This is a genomic window from Kribbella orskensis, assembly GCF_004342085.1.
Classification (GTDB): Bacteria; Actinomycetota; Actinomycetes; order Propionibacteriales; family Kribbellaceae; genus Kribbella; species Kribbella orskensis.
The window spans coordinates 66,991-89,077 of sequence record NZ_SLWM01000002.1; the positions used below are offsets into that span (position 1 = coordinate 66,991).

The 22,087-nt window shown below is 69.3% G+C and carries 16 protein-coding genes and 2 riboswitches; of the genes, 4 read left to right on the forward strand and 12 right to left on the reverse strand.

Annotation, left to right across the window (positions count from 1 at the left end):
- The first annotated feature begins 231 nt into the window (after nucleotides 1-231).
- Nucleotides 232-1,485: a sensor histidine kinase gene (locus tag EV644_RS05460; RefSeq protein WP_132188254.1), complete on the forward strand. Its 1,254-nt coding sequence runs from the start codon at nucleotides 232-234 to the stop codon at nucleotides 1,483-1,485.
- Nucleotides 1,482-2,141 (forward strand): response regulator transcription factor, encoded by a 660-nt coding sequence (locus tag EV644_RS05465; RefSeq protein ID WP_132188253.1) that lies wholly within the window; start codon nucleotides 1,482-1,484, stop codon nucleotides 2,139-2,141. Before EV644_RS05460 ends, EV644_RS05465 begins: the two co-directional genes overlap by 4 nt.
- 68 nt (nucleotides 2,142-2,209) lie before the next feature.
- Here the strand turns inward: EV644_RS05465 and EV644_RS05470 are convergent, their stop codons facing one another.
- Nucleotides 2,210-2,737, reverse strand: coding sequence for a MarR family winged helix-turn-helix transcriptional regulator (locus EV644_RS05470; RefSeq protein WP_241998046.1), 528 nt, complete (start codon nucleotides 2,735-2,737; stop codon nucleotides 2,210-2,212).
- Between the two features lie 126 nt (nucleotides 2,738-2,863).
- On the opposite strand from EV644_RS05470, the gene EV644_RS05475 reads away from it, so the two are divergent.
- The gene (locus EV644_RS05475; protein ID WP_132188251.1) at nucleotides 2,864-3,532 is read left to right on the forward strand and encodes an FMN-dependent NADH-azoreductase; all 669 of its coding nucleotides are present in this window, start codon (nucleotides 2,864-2,866) and stop codon (nucleotides 3,530-3,532) included.
- An 81-nt stretch (nucleotides 3,533-3,613) separates the two neighbouring features.
- Here the strand turns inward: EV644_RS05475 and EV644_RS05480 are convergent, their stop codons facing one another.
- The 9 genes from EV644_RS05480 to EV644_RS05520 all read right to left on the reverse strand — a co-directional run bounded on the left by EV644_RS05480 (nucleotide 3,614) and on the right by EV644_RS05520 (nucleotide 13,813).
- A complete protein-coding gene (locus tag EV644_RS05480; protein WP_132188250.1) occupies nucleotides 3,614-4,474 on the reverse strand; it encodes a putative RNA methyltransferase in 861 nt (286 codons plus the stop codon).
- A gap of 9 nt (nucleotides 4,475-4,483) precedes the next feature.
- The gene (locus tag EV644_RS05485; protein WP_199239663.1) at nucleotides 4,484-5,356 is read right to left on the reverse strand and encodes an ABC transporter permease; all 873 of its coding nucleotides are present in this window, start codon (nucleotides 5,354-5,356) and stop codon (nucleotides 4,484-4,486) included.
- The gene (locus EV644_RS05490) at nucleotides 5,343-6,356 is read right to left on the reverse strand and encodes an ABC transporter ATP-binding protein (protein WP_241998043.1); all 1,014 of its coding nucleotides are present in this window, start codon (nucleotides 6,354-6,356) and stop codon (nucleotides 5,343-5,345) included. The genes EV644_RS05485 and EV644_RS05490 overlap by 14 nt, the downstream gene beginning before the upstream one ends.
- Nucleotides 6,357-6,387: 31 nt before the next feature.
- On the reverse strand, nucleotides 6,388-7,494 hold the full coding sequence (locus EV644_RS05495; RefSeq protein ID WP_132188249.1) for a LolA family protein: 1,107 nt from the start codon (nucleotides 7,492-7,494) through the stop codon (nucleotides 6,388-6,390).
- A gap of 194 nt (nucleotides 7,495-7,688) precedes the next feature.
- Complete coding sequence (locus tag EV644_RS05500) at nucleotides 7,689-8,303, reverse strand: LURP-one-related family protein (RefSeq protein ID WP_241998042.1); 615 nt, start codon at nucleotides 8,301-8,303, stop codon at nucleotides 7,689-7,691.
- Complete coding sequence (gene bluB, locus EV644_RS05505; protein WP_132188248.1) at nucleotides 8,300-9,742, reverse strand: 5,6-dimethylbenzimidazole synthase; 1,443 nt, start codon at nucleotides 9,740-9,742, stop codon at nucleotides 8,300-8,302. Before bluB ends, EV644_RS05500 begins: the two co-directional genes overlap by 4 nt.
- On the reverse strand, nucleotides 9,739-11,160 hold the full coding sequence (locus tag EV644_RS05510) for a cobyrinic acid a,c-diamide synthase CobB (protein WP_241998041.1): 1,422 nt from the start codon (nucleotides 11,158-11,160) through the stop codon (nucleotides 9,739-9,741). The genes bluB and EV644_RS05510 overlap by 4 nt, the downstream gene beginning before the upstream one ends.
- Nucleotides 11,157-11,771, reverse strand: coding sequence for a cob(I)yrinic acid a,c-diamide adenosyltransferase (gene cobO / locus EV644_RS05515; protein ID WP_132188247.1), 615 nt, complete (start codon nucleotides 11,769-11,771; stop codon nucleotides 11,157-11,159). The genes EV644_RS05510 and cobO overlap by 4 nt, the downstream gene beginning before the upstream one ends.
- Nucleotides 11,771-13,813, reverse strand: a complete 2,043-nt coding sequence (locus EV644_RS05520; RefSeq protein WP_132188246.1) for a putative cobaltochelatase — start codon at nucleotides 13,811-13,813, stop codon at nucleotides 11,771-11,773. The genes cobO and EV644_RS05520 overlap by 1 nt, the downstream gene beginning before the upstream one ends.
- 69 nt (nucleotides 13,814-13,882) lie before the next feature.
- Nucleotides 13,883-14,010, reverse strand: a riboswitch (cobalamin riboswitch).
- 248 nt (nucleotides 14,011-14,258) lie between these two features.
- Here EV644_RS05520 and EV644_RS47465 point away from each other — a divergent pair.
- Complete coding sequence (locus EV644_RS47465; RefSeq protein WP_132188245.1) at nucleotides 14,259-17,207, forward strand: helix-turn-helix transcriptional regulator; 2,949 nt, start codon at nucleotides 14,259-14,261, stop codon at nucleotides 17,205-17,207.
- A 23-nt stretch (nucleotides 17,208-17,230) separates the two neighbouring features.
- Here EV644_RS47465 and surE read toward each other — a convergent pair whose 3' ends face one another.
- Complete coding sequence (surE, locus tag EV644_RS05530) at nucleotides 17,231-18,001, reverse strand: 5'/3'-nucleotidase SurE (RefSeq protein ID WP_132188244.1); 771 nt, start codon at nucleotides 17,999-18,001, stop codon at nucleotides 17,231-17,233.
- Nucleotides 18,002-18,045: 44 nt separating this feature from the next.
- Complete coding sequence (gene cobN / locus EV644_RS05535; RefSeq protein WP_241998039.1) at nucleotides 18,046-21,762, reverse strand: cobaltochelatase subunit CobN; 3,717 nt, start codon at nucleotides 21,760-21,762, stop codon at nucleotides 18,046-18,048.
- Between the two features lie 37 nt (nucleotides 21,763-21,799).
- Nucleotides 21,800-21,911, reverse strand: a riboswitch (cobalamin riboswitch).
- Between the last annotated feature and the right edge of the window lie 176 nt (nucleotides 21,912-22,087).

The window sequence follows — 22,087 nt, forward strand, 5'->3', positions numbered from 1 at the left end:
GATCGCGACGTTCCTGAGGACACAACGTGTTCGCCTTAGGACAAATTTGTGTAAACCGGCGGTGTTGTGTGATCTCCGTCATGCAAGCGCTCTCTCCTGCCGGGACCCCGCACTGGCTCCCGGGAACCACGCCGGTACGCCGTACCACTTCGGGCTTGTCAAGCCGCAGAGGGAGAGGGTTCCCCCGGCCGAGGGAGTTGGTCCGGACCGTCGGGCTGACAGGATGAACAGGTGGCGAACGTGCTGGTGCGCGGGTCGACGTACCTGCGCTGGGTCTACCTGCTGCTGGGTGCTGCCCTGGTGCTGGCCTTCATCCTGGTCGACAGCGCGCTGGTCTCCCTGGTGCAGGAGCTGGACCTGCCTGTCGTTCTGACCGGGATCCTGATCGCCGTCGTGGTGGTCGCCCCGCCCGTCGTACTGGGTGGACTGCCGGCCGTCCGCGAGGTGGAGGGCATCGCCGTCGAGTCGTTGCTCGGCGTCCGGTTCGACGAGCAGCCGCTCGGCCCGGCCCGGACCTGGGCCCAGCGCCGCCGGACCACCACCTGGTTCTGCCTGCACCTGGTCGCGGGTGGATTCGTCGGCGTGATCAGCACCTTCGTCTTCGGCGTCGGTGCAGTGTTGCTCGCGGCACCTTTCCGCTCACCCGGCTCCCACGAAGTCGTCCCCGGCATCGACTACCAGGTCCGCGGCAGCTGGACCGATCTCTGGATGCCGCTCGCCTCGATCATCGCGATCGCCCTCGTCTTCGTCCTGTCCGCCGCGATCGGAGCACTGCTCGCCTACACGGCCCCGCGGGTGCTCGGCCCGACACCGGCCGAGCGGATCGAACTGCTCGAGCGGCGTACGGCGACACTTGCCGAGCGCAACCGTCTCGCCCGCGAGCTGCACGACAGCGTGGGCCACGCGCTCAGCCTCGTCACCATCCAGGCGGCCGCCGCGCGGCGGGTGCTCGCAACCGATCCCGCCTTCGCCGAGACCGCGCTCGCCGCTATAGAGACCTCGGCCCGCGCCGCGCTCGCGGACCTCGACCACGTGCTGGGCCTGCTCCGTGATGACCGCCGACCGGGATCGCAGACCGCGCCGCAGGCCACCCTCGGCAACCTGACCCGGCTCGTCGAGGCGACCCGCGCGGGTGGGATCACCGTCGAGGTCAAACGCACCGGCGACCTCGACGAGTTGCCCGCGGCGGTGTCCCGCGAGGCGTACCGGATCGTCCAGGAAGGTCTCACCAACGCGATCCGGCACGCCGGCCGGCCCGCCGACGAACTCACCGTCGACCTGTCGATCAACCTCGACAAGACCGGCTTGCTGCTGGAGCTGACCAACCCGGTCAGCGGCACCTCGGACCACTCGGGCGGCGGACGAGGGCTGGCCGGCATCCGCGAGAGGGTCGCCGTACTGCGCGGCACCGTCGAGGCGGGCCTGGTCGCGGACCGATGGAGACTCGCGGTGACCCTGCCCGTCGCCGTCACGACGAAAGGATGACAGTGCAGATTTCGGTGGTCGTAGTGGACGACGAGCCGCTGATCCGGAGCGGCCTGCGCGCCATCATCGACGCGGAGCCCGACCTGTCCGTGGTCGGCGAGGCGGGCGACGGCGCCGAGGTGCTCCCGGTGGTCCGGCGAACGCGGCCGGACGTCGTACTGATGGACGTCCGGATGCCCGCGGTCGACGGCATCCAGGCCACCCGGCTGCTGCTCGACGGGCTCGACCCGGCGCCGCGGGTGCTGGTCGTCACCACCTTCGAGAACGACGACTACGTGTACGACGCGCTGCGGGCGGGGGCCTCGGGGTTCCTGCTGAAGCGGACTCCCCCGGACGACATCATCGCGGCGATCCGCACTGTCGCGGGGAGCGAGTCACTGCTGTTCCCGGAGGCGATCAGGTCGCTGGCGCTGGCTCACGCGCCGACGGACCAGCAGCCGAGCGGGCTGGAGCAGTACCAGTTGACGGATCGGGAGCAGGAGGTACTGCGATTGATGGCTCGCGGGCTGTCGAACGCGGAGATCGCCGCCGAACTCATCCTCGGGGTGCAGACGATCAAGACCCACGTGGCGAACCTGCTCGCCAAGCTAGGCGCCCGGGACCGCACCCAGGCAGTCATCCTGGCCTACGAATCCGGCTTCGTCCCCCTGCACTGAGTCCTGAGCAGTCCGTCTCGAGCAGTTCAGGCCGCGACCTGAGCTGGTCTGTGGCCTGGCCGGGCTGATCAGGTTTCGGTGATGTCGATGGTCTCGTCGGCGAGCTCGCAGGCGTTCTGGATCGGGTCGACCGCGTCGGCCTTCACCGCCACCCGCTGGAGCAGCATCCGGAAGATCAGCCGTTCACCCTCGTCGAGGCTGCCCAGCACGTCCCGCTCCGCCGCGGACAGCCTGCGCTCGAGGTCGCACAGAGTCTCCTTGCCCTGGTCCGTCGGCACGATCAGCCGCGCCCGGCGATCGACCGGATCCGGCTGGCGCAGTACCAGGCCGGTCTTCTCCAGGTCGTCCAGCAGGTAGGTCATCACCGTCCGGTCGACGCCCAGCTGCGCGGCCAGGTCGAGCTGCCGCTTCGGCCCTTCGGCGTTCGTCGTCGCCAGCACCTGGTAGCCGCGGGGGCCGCCCGGGACGTCGTCCAGCGCGGCCGCGGCGGCCTTGGCGTACCGGCGGAAGACGACGCCGAGCGCCCAACCGAGATCGGCCTCGACAGAAGTCGCGGTCGCTCCCCCGCCGCGCGACTCGGGCACAGAACTGGTCATGAAACCCATCGTACGTGGTCTACGCGACGGGAAATACGATCTAACTTGAATATGTTCTGCTAGACAGACTATCTTCGATGAAGCTCATCATGAGCCTCGCCCCGAACTGTTCCTGAGAGGAATCACATGACCACCCTCCTTCGCGTCGACGCCAGCATCCGGGTCGACGGATCCGTCAGCCGCGCGCTCGCCGACAGCGCCGAGGCCACCTGGCAGGCGGAGCACCCGGACGGCGTCGTGGTCCGTCGCGACCTGGGTAAGCACCCCATCCCGTCCGATGTCTGGCCCGCGGTCATCTCGGCCAACATGGGTCTCGACGGCGGCCCGGACGCGGACCGCGCGGAAACCGCCGAGGCAGTGGCCCTGGCCAAGGAGCTGTCGAGCGAACTGAAGAACGCCGACGCCGTCTTGCTCGCGGTCCCGCTGTACAACTACGGCATCTCCCAGCACGTGAAGACCTGGATCGACCTGCTGCTGACCGACACCGACCTGGTCAGCGGCCCCGGCCCGGTCCAGGGCAAGCCGATCATCTTCACGTTGGCCCGTGGCGGCGGCTACGGCGCCGGCACGCCCCGCGAGGGCTGGGATCACGCCACGCCGTACCTGGAGCGCGTCTTCGGCGACATGTTCGGCATGGACGTCCGCCAGGCCGTCGCCGAGCTCACCCTGGCTCCGGTCACCCCGGCGATGGCCGAGCTGATCGACCAGTCCAAGGTGTCGGAGGAAGAGGCCCACTCCTCCGCCAAGGAGCACGCGGCCGACGTCGCCCGCACCCTGACCGAAACCGCCGCCTGACCCACAGCCCCTGCTGAGTCGTCTGTCGCAGCGGTTGGGCTTGCGAGAGGTCTGACAGTGCCGTGCTCGAGCCGGCGCCGTTCAGGCAGCTCGCCAGGTCGACACCGTGACCGACAGCGTCACTTCCACCGGATCAGGCAGTACTGCGATCCGCTCCGTCAGCTCACCCGGCTCCGTGTGCCGCGCACTCGGCGTCATGGCGACCAGCCGCTCCACCGCTGGATGATCCAGCCGCATCAAGGTTTCGACGACCTCGCTGCCGGTCCTCTCGAACGACCCGGCCAGCGACTCAGTCAACCGCCGTTCCTTCTCCTCATCCACCCGCACCATCCCCAGTACTCCGACCAACTCCGCCAGGTGCCCCTGGTTCGGCGTCACCACGACCAGGGAGCCGCCGGGCGCCAGGACCCGCGCCATCTCCTCGGCGTTGCGCGGCGCGAACACATTGAGAATCACCTGCGCGGCGCCGTCCCGCAGCGGGATCTCTCGCCACGCGTCACAGATCACCGACCCCACGCGCGGATGAACCTTCGCCGCCCGTCGAGCCGCATACCGCGACACGTCCAACGCCAGGCCCCAGCGCTCGCTGCCGTCCCCCACCACCCCTGCCAGGTAATACCCGGTCCCAGCCCCTACCTCCACGATCAGTTCCCTGTTCCTCGCAGTACCGGCCGCGAGCTCGGACAGGCGTTGGGTGGTGTGTGCCCTGAGTGCGTTCAGGATGGGGGTGTAGTGGCCGGTGGACAGGAAGGTGGTGCGGGCTTCGACCATCGCGGCCGAGTCGCCCTCGATCCCGGTTGATGCTGAGGGCAACAGGTTGAGGTAGCCCTGTTTCGCCAGGTCGTAGGAGTGCCCGCGTGGGCAGCTCGCAGTTCGGGCGGTCAGTCCGAGGGGGTCGCCGCAGACGGGACAGCGCAGGGCGGAGACCAGGTCGGGGTGCACCCGGCGAGGTTATCCGTTGATGTCGCGGCTGGTCAGGCGTGCCCAGGCAGCCGCGTAGAAGACGGCCAGGTAGGCGGCCTGGATCCAGAGGTTCCGCATGATCGCGCCCCAGTACGGCGGGTCGCGGAGCAGGTCGGCGAACGAGGTCCAGCCGTACATCAGCAGCCACGGGTGGATCACGTCGATCTGCGGGATCGCGCCGAGGATGCCGAGCACGATGAACGCGCCGAAGGTCGCCGCCATCGCGGCCAGCGGGGTCGAGGTCAGCGACGACACGAACAGGCCGATCCCCGCGAGCCCGAGCAGCGACAGCGCGATCAGGATCGCGATCCCGAAGGCGCGCAACAGGCCGTCGGCCAGCGACACCGTCGTACCGGAGAGCAGGACAACGTCGCCCACCGGGAACAGCACCACGCCGGCGATCAGGCCGGACAGCCAGATCACCATCGTCGCGGTCAGGCAGAACACGGCGAGGGCGACCATCTTCGCCGCCAGCAGGCGGGAGCGTCCGGCCGGTGCGGTCAGCATGTTCCGCAGAGTGCCGAGGCTGGCCTCGCCGGCGAGCGACTCCCCCGACACGACCGTCACCGCGGTCGGCAGGAAGAACGGCAACGACAGCGCCAGGCTCGCGACGATCAGGAAGAACCCGTTGCCGGCCACCTGTCCGATGAAGCCCTCGGCACCGCCTTCGGAGCCGGACAACCTGATCGCCACCCCGACCAGTACTGGCACTCCCGCCAGCACAGCCAAGGTCACCCAGGTCCGCGCCCGCCCGAACACCAGATGCAACTCCGAAGCGAACAACGCCACCGCATGCCGCCCAGCACTCGGCCGCGCCGGAAGAGGGCGGGTCACAGTCGTGGCGGTTTCACTCGGCGACATCGAAGCCTTCTCCGGTCAGGGCTACGAAGGCGTCTTCGAGGCTCGGGTGTTGGAGCCCGAAGGCGTGGATGCGAACGTCGGCCGCGACGAGGGCGGCTGCGAGCTTGTCGATCGGGAGCTCGCCGGGATCACCATCGACGACGTCGTCCTGCCTGCGGACGTCGGTCAGGCCGAGGCTGGCGAGGGTCTTCTCGGCCTGCTGCGGATCCGGAGTACGAACAACCAGGCGCGGCCTCAACTCGGAGCGAAGGTCGGCCATGGTGGACTGCCGGACGATCCGGCCCCGGCTCATCACCGCGGCGTGGGTGCAGAGCTGTTCGACCTCGGCCAGCAGGTGGGTCGAGGTGAAGATGGTGGTCCCGTCGCCGGCCAGGTCGCGGATCAGGTGGCGGACCTCACGGGTGCCCTGCGGGTCCAGGCCGTTGGTCGGCTCGTCGAGCACCAGCAGTTCGCGGCGCTGCATCAACGCGACGGCGATCGCCAGGCGTTGACGCATGCCGAGCGAGTACGCCCGGACCTTCTTGCCGGAGGCGTTCGACAGTCCGACCCGCTCGAGCGCCTCGCCCGCGCGGGCCTTCCGGGTGCGCGGGTCGGCGGTGCGGTCGGCGGCATCGAAGCGGAGCAGGTTCGCCTGCCCGGTCCAGAACGGGTAGAACGCCGGCCCCTCGACCAGCGCGCCCACGCGAGGAAGCACCGACAGCTGAGCCTTCGGCATCGGCTGCCCGAGCAACTGCACAGATCCCGAGGTCGGTGTGATCAGCCCCAGCAGCATCCGGATCGTCGTCGTCTTCCCCGACCCGTTCGGCCCGAGAAACCCGAAGATGCTGCCCGCCGGCACCTCCAGATCAATCGCATCCACAGCCACCTGCCCACCCCGGAACCGCTTGGTCAGCCCCCGAGTGACCACCGGCATCTCAACCTCGCCCACGTTTGAGCCGTCGGGCATCGGCTCGGGGTTGCTCGGGGCAGGGTTGCCGGCGCCCGTGGGGTCGGGTGTCATGGCTGCGCTGCCCGTGGCTGGGTCGGCGGTGTCAGCGGGGGGCCTTGGCGGCGGCTGCCTGGAGGGTGTCCGGGGTGACCAGGCCGATGAAGACCCGGCCGTCGTCGGTGATCAGGGCGCTGACCATCTTGGTGGTCAGTACCCTGCCCGAACCCCAACTGCCCTGGACCGTCGGAGCCTTCGCCAGCAACTGGTCCAGCGGACCGTTCCCGACCGGCAGCTGTCCACGCACCATCACCACGCTGTCCCAGCCCTGCCCGATCACCGTCGGGTGGTCGCGGCCGGACCGCTCCGGCTTGGTCGGAGTGCTCTTCTTCGGCGACGCCGGCGGCGTCACCTTCTTGTCCGGCGCGGCAGGAACCGTCTTCTCCGTCACCTTCACACCCTTCGGCGGGGTGAAGGCGAAGGTGCTCGCGGCCGGTACGTCGAACGACACCGACGAGAAGCCCAGCTGGACCGCCGGGTCCTTGCCGGTCCGCGGCATCACCGTCACCTGCAGCGGGATCCAGGTCTTCGAGTCGACCGCGAGCGTCACCGAGCCGACCGTGGACTTGTCCGTCCGCGGGATCAGCCGCAGCTTGTACGCGTCGCGGCCGGCCACACTCTCCGTGCCGCTGACCTCGACCTTGGTGGACGGGTCGATCGCGGCGAGGAACTTCTTCGCGGCGGCCTGCGGGTCGTACGCCTCCTTCTCCGGGGCGACCTCCGGCTTCGCCGGGCGTGCGGGAAGGTTGATCTTGGCGGCCTCGCGCCTGGACGAGTCGTAGACCCAGGCGGTCTTGCCGTCGGTGGTGAGCACTCGCTCGGCCATGTCGTCGAGCACCGAGACCCGGGCCTTGTCCGGTCCGGCGAAGGCGACTCGCGCAGTGTGGTCACCGGTCAGCAGGTCGAGGAACTGGCCTGCCTCCGGCGCCATCCCGGGCAGCGAAGGCAGACCGAGGTCCGTCGACGACGTCACCGTGCCGGACAGACCGTCGACCTTGGCGGTCTGCACCTTTGCGAGCAGGTCCTGCGCTGTGATCCCGGGCAGATCCGGAGAGGCGTCGGCGACGACCGGTCCGAGCGCCCCCACGCCTGCGACCACCGCGACTGCCGTGACCGGCACCAACCACCGTCGACTGCGCTGCGCTACACCCATGCTTATAAGACTCGCACTGCCGACACCGCGAACCAAGGCCCTCAGGGTCCGTTCACCCAAAAGAGTGACGCTGTACTACGACATCCGCGGTACTCCGGACCAGCGGAGTACCGCGGATAGCGTGACACCACGTAGCGGCTCTGCAGGGCGGTTCGGCAGCACTGCAGGGCGGATTCGCGGCTCTGCAGCGGGGGTCAGCGGCTCTGGAGGGCGTCCAGGGCGACCGTCATCGCCGCCGCGGCCCGGAAATCGAGCCGCGGATCCGACACTTGGACGTGGTACCGGTCCCGCAGCGAGATCTTCCGCTCGACCGACATCACGTGCTGGCCGGAGCTGCGGTCGGTGAAGTCGAAGTGGAAGATGAAGGGAATCGGGATCTCCCCGATGAACGGGACGAACTCCCAGATCCGCCGGACGGCCGCGATGGTCGGGTTCCGCTCGGTGCCGTCCGCCTGGACGCCGTCCGTGGCGAGCTGCCAGCTGGACCGCAGCAGGCTCTTGCCGAACTCCTTCTTGAACCAGCCGATCGCCTGGCCGTTCGCGTCGAACACGTCGTACCCCGAGCTCAGGTCGAGCCGCTTGCGCGCCTTGAACGAGAACACCACCCGCGACTTGGTGTCGTCGGTGTAGAAGGTGACCTCTTCCTTGAACGCCATCCGCTTCTGTTGCGCGAACGCGAGCAGCGGACCGTCGGTGCCGTCCGGGTTGGTGGCGATCAGCTCGTACTTGTTCGCCATCATCGTGATCCGCTGCAGCATCGAGAACGCGGGCACGTACATGGGTGCTTGGCCTTGCGGTGGAACGGTCATGCGGAGGAGTGTGACACCTCTCCGACTCCATCCGAACCCTTCACTGAGACTCCACACGCCAGTCCGCCCAGGAATATCCCGCGCGCGAGCCCTTCGGTGATGTCCGAGGGCTCTACGACTTCCACAACGATCTCGGAAACACCCTGCGGCGCCAGATCCCTCGCCACCTCGACACCAAGCTCCACAGCCTCGTCGACGGTCCGCGCGGGCCGCCACAACACTCCGAAGTCAGCAGTCGGCTTCTCAGCCCCCACCCGTACTACGAGCCCGTCCGCCCGCCGCAAGTACTCCGCTCCGTCCGCGCCATCGACCACTGCCAGGTATACCGACTGCTCACCAGCAACAGCCCGTACTGCGGATCCTGCGCGCGCGGCGTCCTTCGCGATCACGGCTGCTGGTTGCTCGCCGGGCAGGCCGCGACTCCCCCAAGCCTCCTGGTGCACCGCCCAGGACAGTGGTCGCCGAGCAGCCCAGCCCGACCTCACCAACTCAGGCGTCCCGGCGAACTCCTCGACATGCCCGACACACAGGTAGCCCACCAACTCCACGTGCCCTGGCAGACCCAGGACCGCAGCCACCTCTCCGGGCTCGAAGAACGACACCCAGCCGACTCCCAGACCTTCGGCCCGCGCCGCGAGCCACAGGTTCTGGATCGCGATCGCCACCGAGAACCAGGTGGTACGCGGGTCCGCGTGCCGGCCGAGCACGTGCCGGCCGCCGCGTCCTGCGTCGCAGGTCACGGCGATGTTCAGCGGTGTATCGAGGATCGCCTCGATCTTCAGCCCGTCGAAGGCGGACCGCCGCCCAGCAGGCAGCGACGCAGCAAAGGCGTCCCGCTGACTCGTAGCCAGGTCATGCACCTTCCGGCGCGTCGCGAGGTCGCGGATCAGTACGAAGTCCCAGGGCTGGCTCAATCCGACACTCGGCGCGCGATGTGCCGACTCCAGCACTCTCGTGAGTAGGTCGTCCGCGATCGGCCGATCAAGGAAGCCCCGCCGCACGTCACGCCGCTCCGCCAGCACTCGGTGTACGACATCGCGATCCCCCACCGCGTAGCCCGGTGCAGCCGGCACCTGCTCCTCCGGGAGCCTCCCGACGGCCACTGTTGCTCTCGCTGACCTCTGCTTCGGTGCGAGGAGCTCCGCGCCGCTCAGGATCACCGCGGCCTCGGCGACGCTCGCAGTACCGGCTAGTTGGTCGACGTGGTCGCTGGGAGTGGGCACGGGTTGTTGCGACAGCTCCAGTGCCGTTGCTGTGAACAAGGAGGCGCCTAGGGACGCGACCAGCCGCTGTAGGCCCGGCTCGGCTTCGCGGCCGTCCACGGTGACCACCTGCGTGACGTCTCGTGGCTCGAGCCCGGCCAGTGCGGAGTCCAGCAGGTCTCGGAGCTCTCTGTACGACGTATCGGTGCGCAGGCCGATCCCTACGACCAGCCTCACTTCTCCAACCCCGCATGAACCCGGGCCGCTGCCACGAACCTCGCCGGCACGTCAGGAGTCGCCGTCCAATGCAGATGCAGGTACGACGCGTGGACCCGGCCGCGGCTGAGTCCTTCCTGGTTGCCGCCCGGGAGATACCAGGCCGAACTCCAGTTGTGGTCATCGTCGAGGTGCACAGCCGTGCGGTGGAACTCGTGACCGCGCACCCGGCGGCCCTCGTCGAAGAAGGCCGTGGTGTTCGCGGCGACAGCAGTGCGGTAGCCCAGCGTCAGGCTGCTTGTCATCTGTGCGGTTGCCGGCAGGACGCCTGTCATCCGGTGGCCGTCGAGCTCCCGGCAGAGGTAGAGGAGTCCGGCGCACTCGGCGATGACCGGCAGCCCAGCGGCGACCTCGCTGGCGACCCGCTCACGGAGTACTGCGTTGTCGGACAGGGCCTCGGCATGCATCTCGGGGAAACCACCGCCGAGGTAGAGCGCAGAAGTTGCCTCGGGCAAAGACTCGTGGAGCGGGTCGAAAGTCACCACTTCGGCGCCCGCGGCAACGAGCAGCTCGGCCGTCTCGGTGTACCGGAACGAGAACACCGGCCCGCCGGCCATCGCAATCACCGGCCGTCGGCCCTCGGGTGCGGGGGTCAGCTCGGCGGCGGCTGAAGTCAGCGCGGCGGCGGAGGTCAACTCGGCTGATGGATCCCAGGCGGTGACCTCGATGGGGGCGGCAGCGCGCGCGGCGGCGACGAATGCCTCCAGGTCGACGCCTTGGCGGACTAGTTCCGCGGCGGCATCGACTGCTGCTTCGGCCTGCTCCCGCTGTTCGTCCGCGGGGATCAACCCGAGGTGGCGGCTCGGCACGGTCAGGCGGGTGTCGCGCCGCAGTACGCCCAGCACTGGCACGCCGGTCGGCGCGACACCGGCCCGGACCTCGGCTTCGTGCCGATCGGAGCCGACCTTGTTCAGGATCACTCCGACGATCCGCACGCCGGTGTCGAAGGCGACGAATCCCTGCACAACGGCCCCGACACTGCGACCCGCGGCCGATGCGTCGACGACCAGGACGACAGGGGCTTCGAGCAACTTCGAGACGTGCGCGGTGGACGCGTAGCCCTCGGTGCCCAGCGCACCGTCGTACAGGCCCATCACGCCTTCGACCACGGCGATGTCCGCACCGGCCGAACCGTGAGCGAAGAGCGGTGCGACCCGCTCCTCACCGGACAGCATCGGATCGAGGTTCCGCCCGGGCCGACCGGTCGCCACGGCATGGAATCCGGGGTCGATGTAGTCCGGACCCACCTTGAACCCCGCGACAGTGTGACCAGCGCGCCGCAACGCCGCCATCAACCCGACGGCGACAGTGGTCTTCCCCGCACCAGAAGAAGGAGCGGCAACCACGATCCGCGGAAGCAGCCGCGCCGGGTCGGTCACCACTCGATGCCCTTCTGGCCCTTCTGGCCGGCGTCCATGGGGTGCTTGACCTTTGTCATCTCGGTGACCAGGTCGGCGGCGTCGAGCAGTCGTTGGTCAGCGTTCCGGCCGGTGATCACGACGTACTGGTGGCCCGGGCGGGAGGTCAGCGTCTCGACCACCTCGTCGACGTCGACCCAGCCCCACTTCATCGGGTAGGTGAACTCGTCCAGCACGTAGAGATCGTGCGTCTCGGCCGCGATCCGGCGCTGGATCTCCCGCCAGCCCTCGAGCGCGTCCGCGGCGTGGTCCTCCTCGGTGCCGGCCTTGCGCGACCAGCTCCAGCCCTCGCCCATCTTGTGCCACTCGACCGGCCCACCCTGACCGGTCGACTCATGCACCTGACCGAGCGCCTTGAACGCGCTCTCCTCGCCGACCTTCCACTTCGCGCTCTTGACGAACTGGAAGACCCCGATGTTCCAGCCCTGGTTCCAGCCGCGCAGCGCCATCCCGAAGGCGGCGGTCGACTTCCCCTTCATCTCCCCGGTGTGCACCATCAGCAGCGGCCGGTTGCGGCGCTGCCGGGTGGTCAGCCCGTCCTGCGGTACGACGCTCGGCTGTCCCTGCGGCATCAGGCGGCCCTCCGATCGGTGACGGCGCGCACGAGGTTGCCCGCGGCAACTTCTCCGAGATCGAGGTACTCCGCGCCGAGGTCGGCAGCCAGCTCTGCCGCGAGGCCCAGCCGGACTCCCCTGCGTGGCTCGCAGTCCACCACGACCGAGGCGATCCCCTGCTGCCCGATCCAGCCGGCGGCCTGCCGCGCCCTGGCGAATGCCTTGTCGCCCGAGGTCGCCCGGCCGTCGGTGACGAGCACCAGCAAGGGCCGTCTGCGGGGGTCGCGGATCGCGGCGATCCGCAGTACTTCGGAGGCTTGCAGGAGGCCTTCGGCCAGCGGGGTGCGACCACCTGTCGGCAAGGATTCCAAGCGCCGTACTGCGGTCTCGACGCTGCCGGTCGGCGGCAGGGCGACGGTGGCGTCGGCGCCCGCGAAGGTGACCAGGCCGACGGTGTCGCGGCGTTGGTAGGCGTCGAGGAGCAGGGACACGATCGCGGTCTTGACCTCACCCATCCGCTTCTTCGTGCCCATCGAGCCGGACGCGTCCACGCAGAACAAGACCAGGTTGCCTTCGCGGCCCTCGCGGACGGCCAGCCGAACGTCGGAGGTCCGCACCGCGAGGCCCGGTCCGGAACGGCCGCGGGCGTGCTGGTGCGGTGCTGCCGAACGGATCGTCGCGAGCAGGTGCGGGCGACCGGATTCCCGGCCGACGCGAGCACGGTCGCCGACAACGCGGCCGACCTCGGTCAGCGCCCGGGATCGCCGACCGGCTACACCGGCACCCGCGGCCTGAACGCTCAGCAGGCGCGCCTTGTAGGGCTCGGAACTCCCCGCGACCTGGCCGCTCGGAGCCGGACCGGGAGCGCTCTCCACGTTCTCGTTCGGCTCTCTGGAATCCTCAGCCCGCTCGCCGCTGTCGTCCTGGCCGCCGTCGTTCTGAACGTCGTCCGGGCTCCCGCCACCGTCCGGGCCGCCGCCATCAGGGCCACCGTCGGGATCGTCGTCGGGGTCCGGCTCGGGCGGCGTGCTGTCGGTGATCGCCTGCTCGAGCTGCTCGTCGTCCAGACCGGGGGCGTCGAAGGGGTTGCGGCGCTTGCGGTGCGGCAGCGCCAGCTTCGCCGCGGCGCGGACGTCCTCCACCTCGACCACAGTCCGGCCGGACCAGGCTGCGTGCGCGACCGCGGTACGGGCTGTGACCAGGTCGGCCCGCATACCGTCCACGTCGAACGAGGCACAGATCTCGGCGATCTGCCGCAGCGCGGCGTCGGTGAGGATCACCTCGGACAAGAGGTCCCGCGCCTTGATGATGCGCTCGGCGAGTTCACGCTGCGCTCCGTCGTACCGGACAACAAAACTCAGCGGATCCGCTTCGTAGGTGAGACGTGCGCGCATCACTTCCACGCGGATGGCGGGATCACGGCTGGCGGCCACGTCGACGGTCAGGCCGAAGCGGTCGAGGAGCTGCGGCCGGAGCTCGCCCTCCTCCGGGTTCATCGTGCCGACCAGGACGAAGCGGGCGGGGTGCGTGACGGACACGCCATCGCGCTCGACCGTCGCGCGCCCCATTGCCGCTGCGTCGAGCAGGACGTCGACGAGGTGGTCGTGCAGCAGGTTGACTTCGTCGACGTACAGGAGCCCGCGGTGCGCGGCGGCCAGGAGTCCGGGTTCGTACGCCGTGATGCCCTCGGCGAGCGCCTTCTCCAAGTGCAGCGAACCGAGCACCCGGTCCTCGGTGGCACCGACCGGCAGCTCTACCAAGCGTGCAGGGCGGGTCATTGTCGCGGATTCCTGATGTGGGCCATCCGGGCAGGCAGGGTCCGGATGGTCGGGGTCGCACGAGAACCGGCACCCGGGTACGACGTCCACCGGCGGCAGGATCTCGGTCAGTGCGCGGACGGCCGTCGACTTGGCGGTGCCCTTCTCGCCACGGATCAGCACGCCGCCGATGGCCGGTGAGATCGCGGCCAGGATCAACGCCAGTTGAAGGTCTTCCATGCCGACGACCGCGGTGAACGGAAAACCGGTCGACCGAGGAGCTTCGGGTGAGACAGGCCGCATCGCCGGTGGGTCCCTTCGTCGAGCGGGTGTCCACGCCCGCTTCGGCAGCTGGTACGCCGGAATGCGGTGAGCGACCGGCGGACGGACGCGGATGTCCTGGCTCCCGGGAAGTTCCCCGGTCACAGTGGCGGGACCGCCCCGGACTCCCGGCCTCAGCCGGTCACCGGTGTTCCTCCACAACCGTCCGCCCGATCATGGCACATCGGGTCGCGCCAGAAGGCACCCGGTCACGTGGCAACCACCACTTCGACCTGGCCATCCCAGACTGCCGCGTTACGTCGGCGTACCGAAGGAACGGGTAACAGTCCGGCCCGCACTGAGCTGTGGTCGGGTTTGACGCGCGGATCCGTGGGGCAGACCGCGACCACTACCCGTCCGTCGGCACGCCGGCCCGGTGAGGTCGGGGCCTCCCGTCCGCATTCGTCAGGGTGTTCACTGAGTACACATGAGGCCTCTGCGGCCCGATCATCGGTTCGCCGGACGCGCTGCCGAACAACAGCTCCTCGGCGATGCGCTGCTGGATGCCGTGGCCGGCGTCCCACGGGCGATCGTCATCCATGGCGAAGCCGGCATCGGCAAGACCCGCCTGGCCCGGGAGATCTGCAGAGCTTCACAGCTGAACGTGCTCTGGGGATCGTGTGTGCACTTCGGTGGCGCCTCGGTTCCCTTCGCACCGATCACCGGGGCCTTGCAGGATTGGCTGAGCCGCGCGGATGCGGACGAACGGGCCGAAATCCTCGCCGGGACCGACGGGCTGAGCACCCTGCTGCCCTCACTCGGCACCAGCGCGGGCATCGACACCACGAGACTGCCGGTGCTCGTCGATCTCGTTCTCAACCGGATCGCGGCACGACGGCCCACGGCGGTGGTCGTCGACGATCTGCAATGGGCCGACGTCGCCTCGCTGGACGTGATGGCCTACCTGATCGCCGGTTTCCGGGCCCAACGGCTGGTACTCATTGCCACCTGCAGGACGGAAGAACGAGGCGAGGGGCATCCTCTCCATTCCTGGCTGGCCGACATGCGCCGGATGCCCTTCTTCGGCGAGATTCGGTTGGATCCGCTGGATCTGGACGCCACCAGCAGCCAGATCGAAGGACTGCTCGGCCGGGCGCCCGACATCGAACTCGCCTCCCGGGTCCTGGCCAGGTCGGACGGCAACCCCTACCTCGTCGAGCTCATGGTCAGCGGTCTGTCCGGCGCTGAGAACACCCTTCCCACGACTGTCCCCGCCGTGCTCCGCGAGGCTTTGCTTGCCACCTGGCACAGCTTGTCGGACCAGACCCGATTGGTCACCAGAATCCTTGCGGCCGGTGGGCGACCGACCTCATCGGCCGTGCTGACCGAGGTCGCAGCCGGCCACGGACTCGATGCGAACCTGATCGTCCCGTGTCTCTTGGAAGCTCAGGACCAGGGTGTGGTGGAGACCGCGGACGCCGGAACCTTCTGGTTCCGGCACCCGCTGCTGGCCGAGGTCCTGTACGACGGCCTGCCACCCTTCCACGCCGCCGAGTTGCATGCCGGCTATGTCCGCGTGCTCGAATCGTTGCCCGCCGGCGTCACGACAGCGCTGGCAGCCGACCTGGCCGTCCACAACGAAGGAGCCGGGAACATCGACGCGACGTACCGGTGGTCCCTGACGGCAGCCGATCAGGCGGCGCGTCTGCGGGCGCCGGCCGAGGAGGCGATCCAGTTACGCCGGGCGTGTGCTCTCTGGGAGTCGGTGTCACCGACCATGCACGGAGCGCGAGACGAAAGGATAGGCCTGTTGCGGCGGACGAGCTCGGTCTGCCTCCGAGCCGGCTGGCCAGAGGTGGCGACGACGCTCCTCACGGACGCGTTGAGTCTGGTGGACAGGGAGCAGCAGCGATTGCTGGCCTGCGATCTACTCGTCACCATGGCTGGCTCCCGCTGGCAATCGACCTCGCCCGGGATGGCAGACTTGGAAGAGGTCCTCGAGGCGATCGAGCTCACGACGGACCTCCCCGAGAGCGCGGAGCGCGCCGTCGCGTTCGCCGAACTTGCTGAGCTCGAGACACTGCACGGCATGCCAGACGACTCTGTCCACGCGGAGGAAGCCGTCCGGATCGCGCGCATGTCGGGCTCGGCGCAGGCCCTTGGGCGGGCGCTCTGCTCACGGGCGGCGGCGAGGGATTCTTCCGCGCCGCTGGCTTCGCTCGCCGACTCGGACCTGTCGGTGCAGTTGGCGATGTCGTGTGGAGACATCGACACCGCCACCGACGCCGCCATCTACCGTTTCAATGCCCTGCACGCGCTCGGCCGGGGAGTCGACGCAGCCGAGGTCACCCGCGCGGCCTACTTCGGCGCCGTCGCCGCTGGCGCAGGCGCGTGGGCATACTTCCTCGCCTTCGAGGCCGCCGAGGAGTTGATCAGCCTCGGCCGCTGGGACGAGTGCCGGGCACTGCTGCGGTCTGCGTTGGCGGGACGATCGGCTGGGATTCCGGGAGCGGGTGTCCGGCTGGCTGCAAGCGTGCTGGCCGTGAGGTCAGGGCGGACCGATGAGGCACGGCAGCATTTCGATCGGGCATTGGAGCTGATCTCCGACGACTTCAACCCGCTCCGCCCGGTCGTGACCAGCGCCGGCATCGAGCTGATGATCGCGGAAGGCAGCGCCGCGGACGCCCTGATCTGGGCAGTCCCACGTCTGAAAGCTCAGGATCAGCCTCCCGATCCCTGGGACGACGAAGTCCTTCCGGTGTATGCCCAGGCGGCGGCCGAGGCAGCCCGCTTCGCCCGGGACAGCGGTGATCTTGCCGGCGTGGCAGCGGCGGCGGAGGCGGTCGACAGCGTCATCGGTGAATGGTCGCGGGAGCCTTTCGCCGACGCCATGGGTGGTGTGGACGTCCAGGCGATGAGTCAGTCGCTCCTGGCGGCTGAGACAAGCCGCTGCCGGGATGCTCCGGATCAACCCGAGCGTTGGCGCCGGGCCGTGGAAGCGTGCGGTGCCGCGGGGAGTCGCTGGCATCAGGCGGTCGCCCAGTGGCGATGCGCCGAGGCAGGGCTGACCAGCGGCTGGACCCCGTCGAAGGCGCGCGACCTGTTGCGTCAGGCTCATCAGTGCGCAGACGAGCTCGGCGCCGGGCCATTACAGGTCGAGATCGAATCACTGGCCCGGCGGTCGAAGATCGACCTGAGTACGCCGACCCCGGTCGCGCCGACACCCCACGACCCTCGGCTGGCGGCACTCACCGACCGCGAGCGCGAAGTACTGGCCTTCCTCGTGGCCGGCCGTTCCAACAGCGAGATCGCGAAGGAGCTCTTCATCAGTGACAAGACGGTCAGCGTCCATGTCACGCACATCCTTCGGAAGACCGGCACCACGAGCCGGGTGGCAGCCGCCGCTCTCGCCGAGCGGCGACTGCCGGATCAGTGAGCCTGAGGTGGGTGGCGGCGGGGTCAGTTGGTGGTGAGGCGGTCTGTGAGGTAGTCGGCGGAGGTGTCGGTGGGGACTTCGCGGATGCCGAGGATCTGGGTGACCGTGACGTAGCCGGCGGCCAGCAGGGCCTCATCGGTGTCGGGTTCCGGGGCAGCGGATGGGGGCTGCAGGATGATCATCGGCTCGCCCGTCTCCGCGGTTGTGCCGGCGATCTTGGAGCGGTCGATCGGCGCGAGCCGGGCTTGCTGGACACCCTTGAGTTCGTCCAGCGGGCGGTCCGGGACGTTGATGGTTATGACTGTCCCTGAAGGCTGTTCGACGAGCCAACTCAGCGCCTCGGCCGCCACGGTGCCCGCCGTACCGAAGTACTCCGGGCGCTCGCCCTCGATGCTCACCGCGACCCCCGACATCCCCTGCGTCGCTCCGGTGAGCGCTGCGGCGACCGTGCCCGAGTGCAGGATCGGTACGCCGATGTTGTGGCCGCGGTTGATCCCCGAGACGACCACGTCCGGTGAGGCGCCGAAAGCCCCGACCCGCGCCAGTGTCACCGCCAGCGCGGGAGTCCCCGCGATGCCGATGTAGGTGATCCCGTCGTCGTCCTCGCGCACGGTCTTGATCGGACGGCCGACCATCCCGGCGCGGGCCGAACCGACCCCGCTCTGGTCGTCCAGCGGCGCGACCACGACCACGTCATGGCCGAGCCTGGCGATCGCCGGCGCGAGCGCCCGGATCCCCGCCGCCTGGTAGCCGTCGTCGTTGGTGATCAGGACTCTCAGCCGCTCGGACGCCATACCGACACCCAATCACATCCGGGAAACCCGTTGCCCGGGTTGTCTCAGCCGCGATCCTCGATGTCACCTTCTGTTTCCAGGACGGCCGTCCGCAGGGTCTCCAGCGCTTCCTCCGAAGGTTCTGCCCACAAGCCGCGTTGCGCTGCCTCCAGCAGGCGCTCGGCGATCCCGTGCCGGGCCCAGGGGTTGGACTTGCGGAAGAACTCCGCGATCTCCGGGTTCGCGACGTACTCCGTGGTGAGCGTCTCGTACATCCAGTCGTCCACCACGCCGGCGGTCGCGTCGTACCCGAAGAGGTAGTCGACCGTCGCCGCCATCTCGAACGCGCCCTTGTAGCCGTGCCGCTGCATCGCGGACATCCAGCGCGGGTTCACCACCCGGGCCCGGAAGACGCGCTTGGTCTCCTCCTCCAGCGTCCGGGTCTTCACCTGCGCCGGTACCGCGGAGTCGCCGATGTAGGCCTTCGGGTTGGACCCGGTCAGGTGCCGAACCATCGCGACCATGCCGCCGTGGTACTGGAAGTAGTCGTCGGAGTCCATGATGTCGTGCTCGCGGGTGTCCGCGTTCTTCGCCGCCACCTGGATCCGGGCGTAGGCGCGCTCCATCGACGGCCGGGCCTCCGCGCCGTCGAGGTCCTTGCCGTACGCGTAACCGCCCCAGACGGCGTACACCTCGGCGAGCTCGGCGTCCGTGCGCCAGTTCCGCGCGTCCACCAGCGGCAGCAGGCCGGCGCCGTACGAGCCGGGCTTCGAGCCGAAGACCCGGGCCGTCGACGAGCGCAGGTCATTGCCCTCAGCAACGTCAGCCTGGACGTGGGCGCGCAGGTAGTTGGCAGACTCGTCCTCGTCCAGCGCGGCCACCGTGCGAACCGCCTCGTCGAGCAGCGAGACCACATGCGGGAAGGCGTCCCGGAAGAACCCGGAGATCCGGATCGTCACGTCCACCCGCGGCCGGCCGAGCTCGTCCAGCGGTACGACCTCGAAGCCCTTCACCCGGCGCGAGGCCTCGTCCCAGACCGGTCGGCAACCGAGCAGCCAGAGCACCTCGGCCAGGTCGTCGCCCTGCGTTCGCATCGCGGAGGTACCCCAGATGGTGAGACCGACGGACCGCGGCCACTCCCCTGTCTCCGTCTTGTGCCGGGCCAGCAGCGAGTCAGCCAGCGCGACCCCGACGTCCCACGCGTTGCGGCTCGGGATCGCCTTCGGGTCGACGGCGTAGAAGTTCCGCCCGGTCGGCAGGACGTTCACCAGACCACGCGTCGGCGAGCCCGACGGCCCGGCCTCGACGAACCGCCCGTCCAGAGCCCGCAGTACGTTCGTCAACTCGTCGCCGGTGCGGCCGAGTCGCGGCACGACCTCGTCGCAGGCGAACGTCAGCGAGGCCTCGACCCCGGCCGACGACCGGCCGAGCACCTCGGTGACGACGACCGGGACCTTCGCGACGTCCCAGCTCAGCGTCTCCATACCGAGGACGAGCTTGCGCGCCACGGCCTCCAGCAGGTCGACGCCGTCGGCACCACTCACCGCCGGCAGATCCGCCAGTGTCGCGAGGTCGGCCAACTCCGGAACGGCCCTGCCGGGATCGGCGAGCATCGCGGCCTCGTTCACGCCGAAGGTCTCCCCCAGCGCGGCCCGCAGACCCTGCACCGCGCCGGACCTGCCGCCCCACATCTGCTGCGCGCGCAGTACCGCGAGCACGAGGTTGACGCGGGCCTCGCCGACCGGACCGCCACCGAGGATGTGCAGCCCGTCGCGGATCTGCACGTCCTTGATCTCGCACAGGTATCCGTCGAGGTGGAGGACGAACTCGTCGAACTCCTCGTCCTCCGGCTTCTCCGAGGTGTGCAGGTCGTGGTGCAACTGGGCCGCCTGGATCAACGTCCAGATCTGCGCCCGCAGCGTCGGCACCTTGTCCGGGTCGAGTGCGGAGACGGTGGCGTACTCGTCCAGGAGGTACTCGAGCTTCGCCATGTCGCCGTACGTCTCGGCCCGGGCCATCGGCGGGACCAGGTGGTCGATGATCACGGCATGCCCGCGGCGCTTGGCCTGGGTACCTTCACCCGGGTCGTTGACGATGAACGGGTAGACCAGCGGCAGGTTCCCCAGTACCGCGTCCGGCGCGCAGTCCGCCGCCATCCCGATGCCCTTGCCCGGCAGCCACTCCAGCGTCCCGTGCTTGCCCAGGTGCACGACCGCGTGCGCCCCGAACCCGCCGTCGGCCTCCGAGGCCTCCAGCCACCGGTACGCCGCGAGGTAGTGATGCGACGGCGCCATGTCCGGGTCGTGGTAGATCGCGACCGGGTTCTCACCGAAGCCCCGGGGCGGCTGGATCATCAAGACCACGTTGCCGAACCGCAGGGCGGCCAGCGCGATCGCCGGCTCCGGCCCGGACTGGTCCACGTACAGGGTTCCCGGCGCCTCGCCCCAGGCCTCGATCATTGCCGCCTGCAACGTTTCCGGCGTCCGGCGGAACCAGCGCGCGTACGTCGGGAGCGGGATCTTCGCCACCGCGTTCGCGAGTTGCTCGTCGGTCAGCCAGTCCACGTCGTGCCCGCCGGCCGCGATCAGCCGGTGGATCAACCCGTCGGCACCGTCCGCTCCCTGCAGCGATTCCAGGTCCAGGTCACCGAGGTCGTACCCGGCGTCCTTCAACTGACCGAGCAGCACGACCGCCGAGGCCGGCGTGTCCAGCCCGACCGCATTGCCGATCCGCGCGTGCTTGGTGGGGTACGACGACAGCACCAGCGCGAGCTTCTTGTCCGCGGGCTCGACGTGCCGCAGTCTCGCCTGAGCGACCGCGATCCCGGCCAGCCGAATGCACCGCTCGAGATCCGGCGCGTAGCTGGCGATCCCCTCGGCGTCGTACGCCTTGAACGAGAATGGAATCGTGATCAGGCGCCCGTCGAACTCCGGGATGGCGACCTGCGTCGCGGCGTCCAGTGGACTGATCGCAGCATCGCTCTCCAGCCACTGCTCCCGCGTCGACGTCAACGCGAGCCCTTGGATCAGCGGGACATCCAGCGACGCCAGCGCACCGGCGTCCCACGAGTCGTCACCACCCGCACTGGCATCCGCCGCGACTGTGCCACCCGCCGCGAGCAAGGTGGTGACGAGCACGTCGCACTCGCGGAGCAGGCCGAACAACTCGGCGTTCTCGGCGCTCGACGGATCCAGCCCACGCAGCGTCCCGCAGTACACGGGCAGGGCCTGAGCGCCGGCGGCGTCAACGGCATCGGCCAGTGCGTCGACGAAGGCGGTATTGCCGGAGATCTCGTGCGCCCGGTAGTAGACGATCCCGACCACCGGCCGCTCGTCACGGCTGAACGCCCGCCCCGCCCGCACCCCGTACGTCGGCAACGCGCGCGGCGGGTCGAATTCGTCACCGGTCAACAGCAGGGTGTCCCGCAGGAAGCCGGCGAGGTTCGCCAGGTTCTCGGAGCCGCCCTCGCGGAGATAGGCGAGCGCCTCCGTGACAGCGCCGGCGGGCACCGTCGACAGCGACATCAGTTCGGCGTCGGGGGCTGCCTCACCACTGAGCACCACCACCGGGAGACCCGAGGAGATGACAGCGTCGAGGCCCTCCTCCCAGGCGCGGCGACCACCGAGCAGGCGGACCACTACGACCTCGACACCGTCGATCAGGGTGGGGATCTCCGCCAGGTCGACCCGGGCCGGGTTGGCGACCTTCCAGCCGGCCGCCGCCTGTGACGCGGCGAGCAGATCGGTATCGGCGGTGGAGAGCAGCAAAAGGTTCGCGGGCACGCGCGACCGGTCCTTCCTCGGGGTGTCCACGCCCCAGGTGGCAGGTACGACGGCGGCAGTTCCTGACTCCCACGCAAGCGTGGTCACAGTGGCGGGACCGTCCCGGACTCACACCGGGTTCCTGCACAGCCGTCGATGACAGAGGCGACTCTAGCCGACCAGTTCCGGCCGTACTGCAGACCCAGGGGGCCTCGCACCACCGCAGCGTTTCAAGCGGGTTCCGGCGTTGACCTGGTCGGGAGGGGGGTGTAGGGCGGAAGGAGAAGGTTTGTACTGCTGACGCCCTCCGGCTTCGCAAACAAGTCTCTTCAGGACAGGCCACCGG

Coding starts and splice junctions, on each gene's coding strand:
- EV644_RS05465 (WP_132188253.1), top strand. CDS start 1,482: ATGACAGTGCAGATTTCGGTGGTCGTAGTGGACGACGAGCCGCTGATC.
- EV644_RS05470 (WP_241998046.1), bottom strand. CDS start 2,737: ATGACCAGTTCTGTGCCCGAGTCGCGCGGCGGGGGAGCGACCGCGACT.
- EV644_RS05475 (WP_132188251.1), top strand. CDS start 2,864: ATGACCACCCTCCTTCGCGTCGACGCCAGCATCCGGGTCGACGGATCC.
- EV644_RS05485 (WP_199239663.1), bottom strand. CDS start 5,356: ATGTCGCCGAGTGAAACCGCCACGACTGTGACCCGCCCTCTTCCGGCG.
- EV644_RS05490 (WP_241998043.1), bottom strand. CDS start 6,356: ATGACACCCGACCCCACGGGCGCCGGCAACCCTGCCCCGAGCAACCCC.
- EV644_RS05495 (WP_132188249.1), bottom strand. CDS start 7,494: ATGGGTGTAGCGCAGCGCAGTCGACGGTGGTTGGTGCCGGTCACGGCA.
- EV644_RS05500 (WP_241998042.1), bottom strand. CDS start 8,303: ATGACCGTTCCACCGCAAGGCCAAGCACCCATGTACGTGCCCGCGTTC.
- cobO (WP_132188247.1), bottom strand. CDS start 11,771: ATGCCGCAGGGACAGCCGAGCGTCGTACCGCAGGACGGGCTGACCACC.
- EV644_RS05520 (WP_132188246.1), bottom strand. CDS start 13,813: ATGCGGCCTGTCTCACCCGAAGCTCCTCGGTCGACCGGTTTTCCGTTC.
- EV644_RS47465 (WP_132188245.1), top strand. CDS start 14,259: ATGAGGCCTCTGCGGCCCGATCATCGGTTCGCCGGACGCGCTGCCGAA.
- surE (WP_132188244.1), bottom strand. CDS start 18,001: ATGGCGTCCGAGCGGCTGAGAGTCCTGATCACCAACGACGACGGCTAC.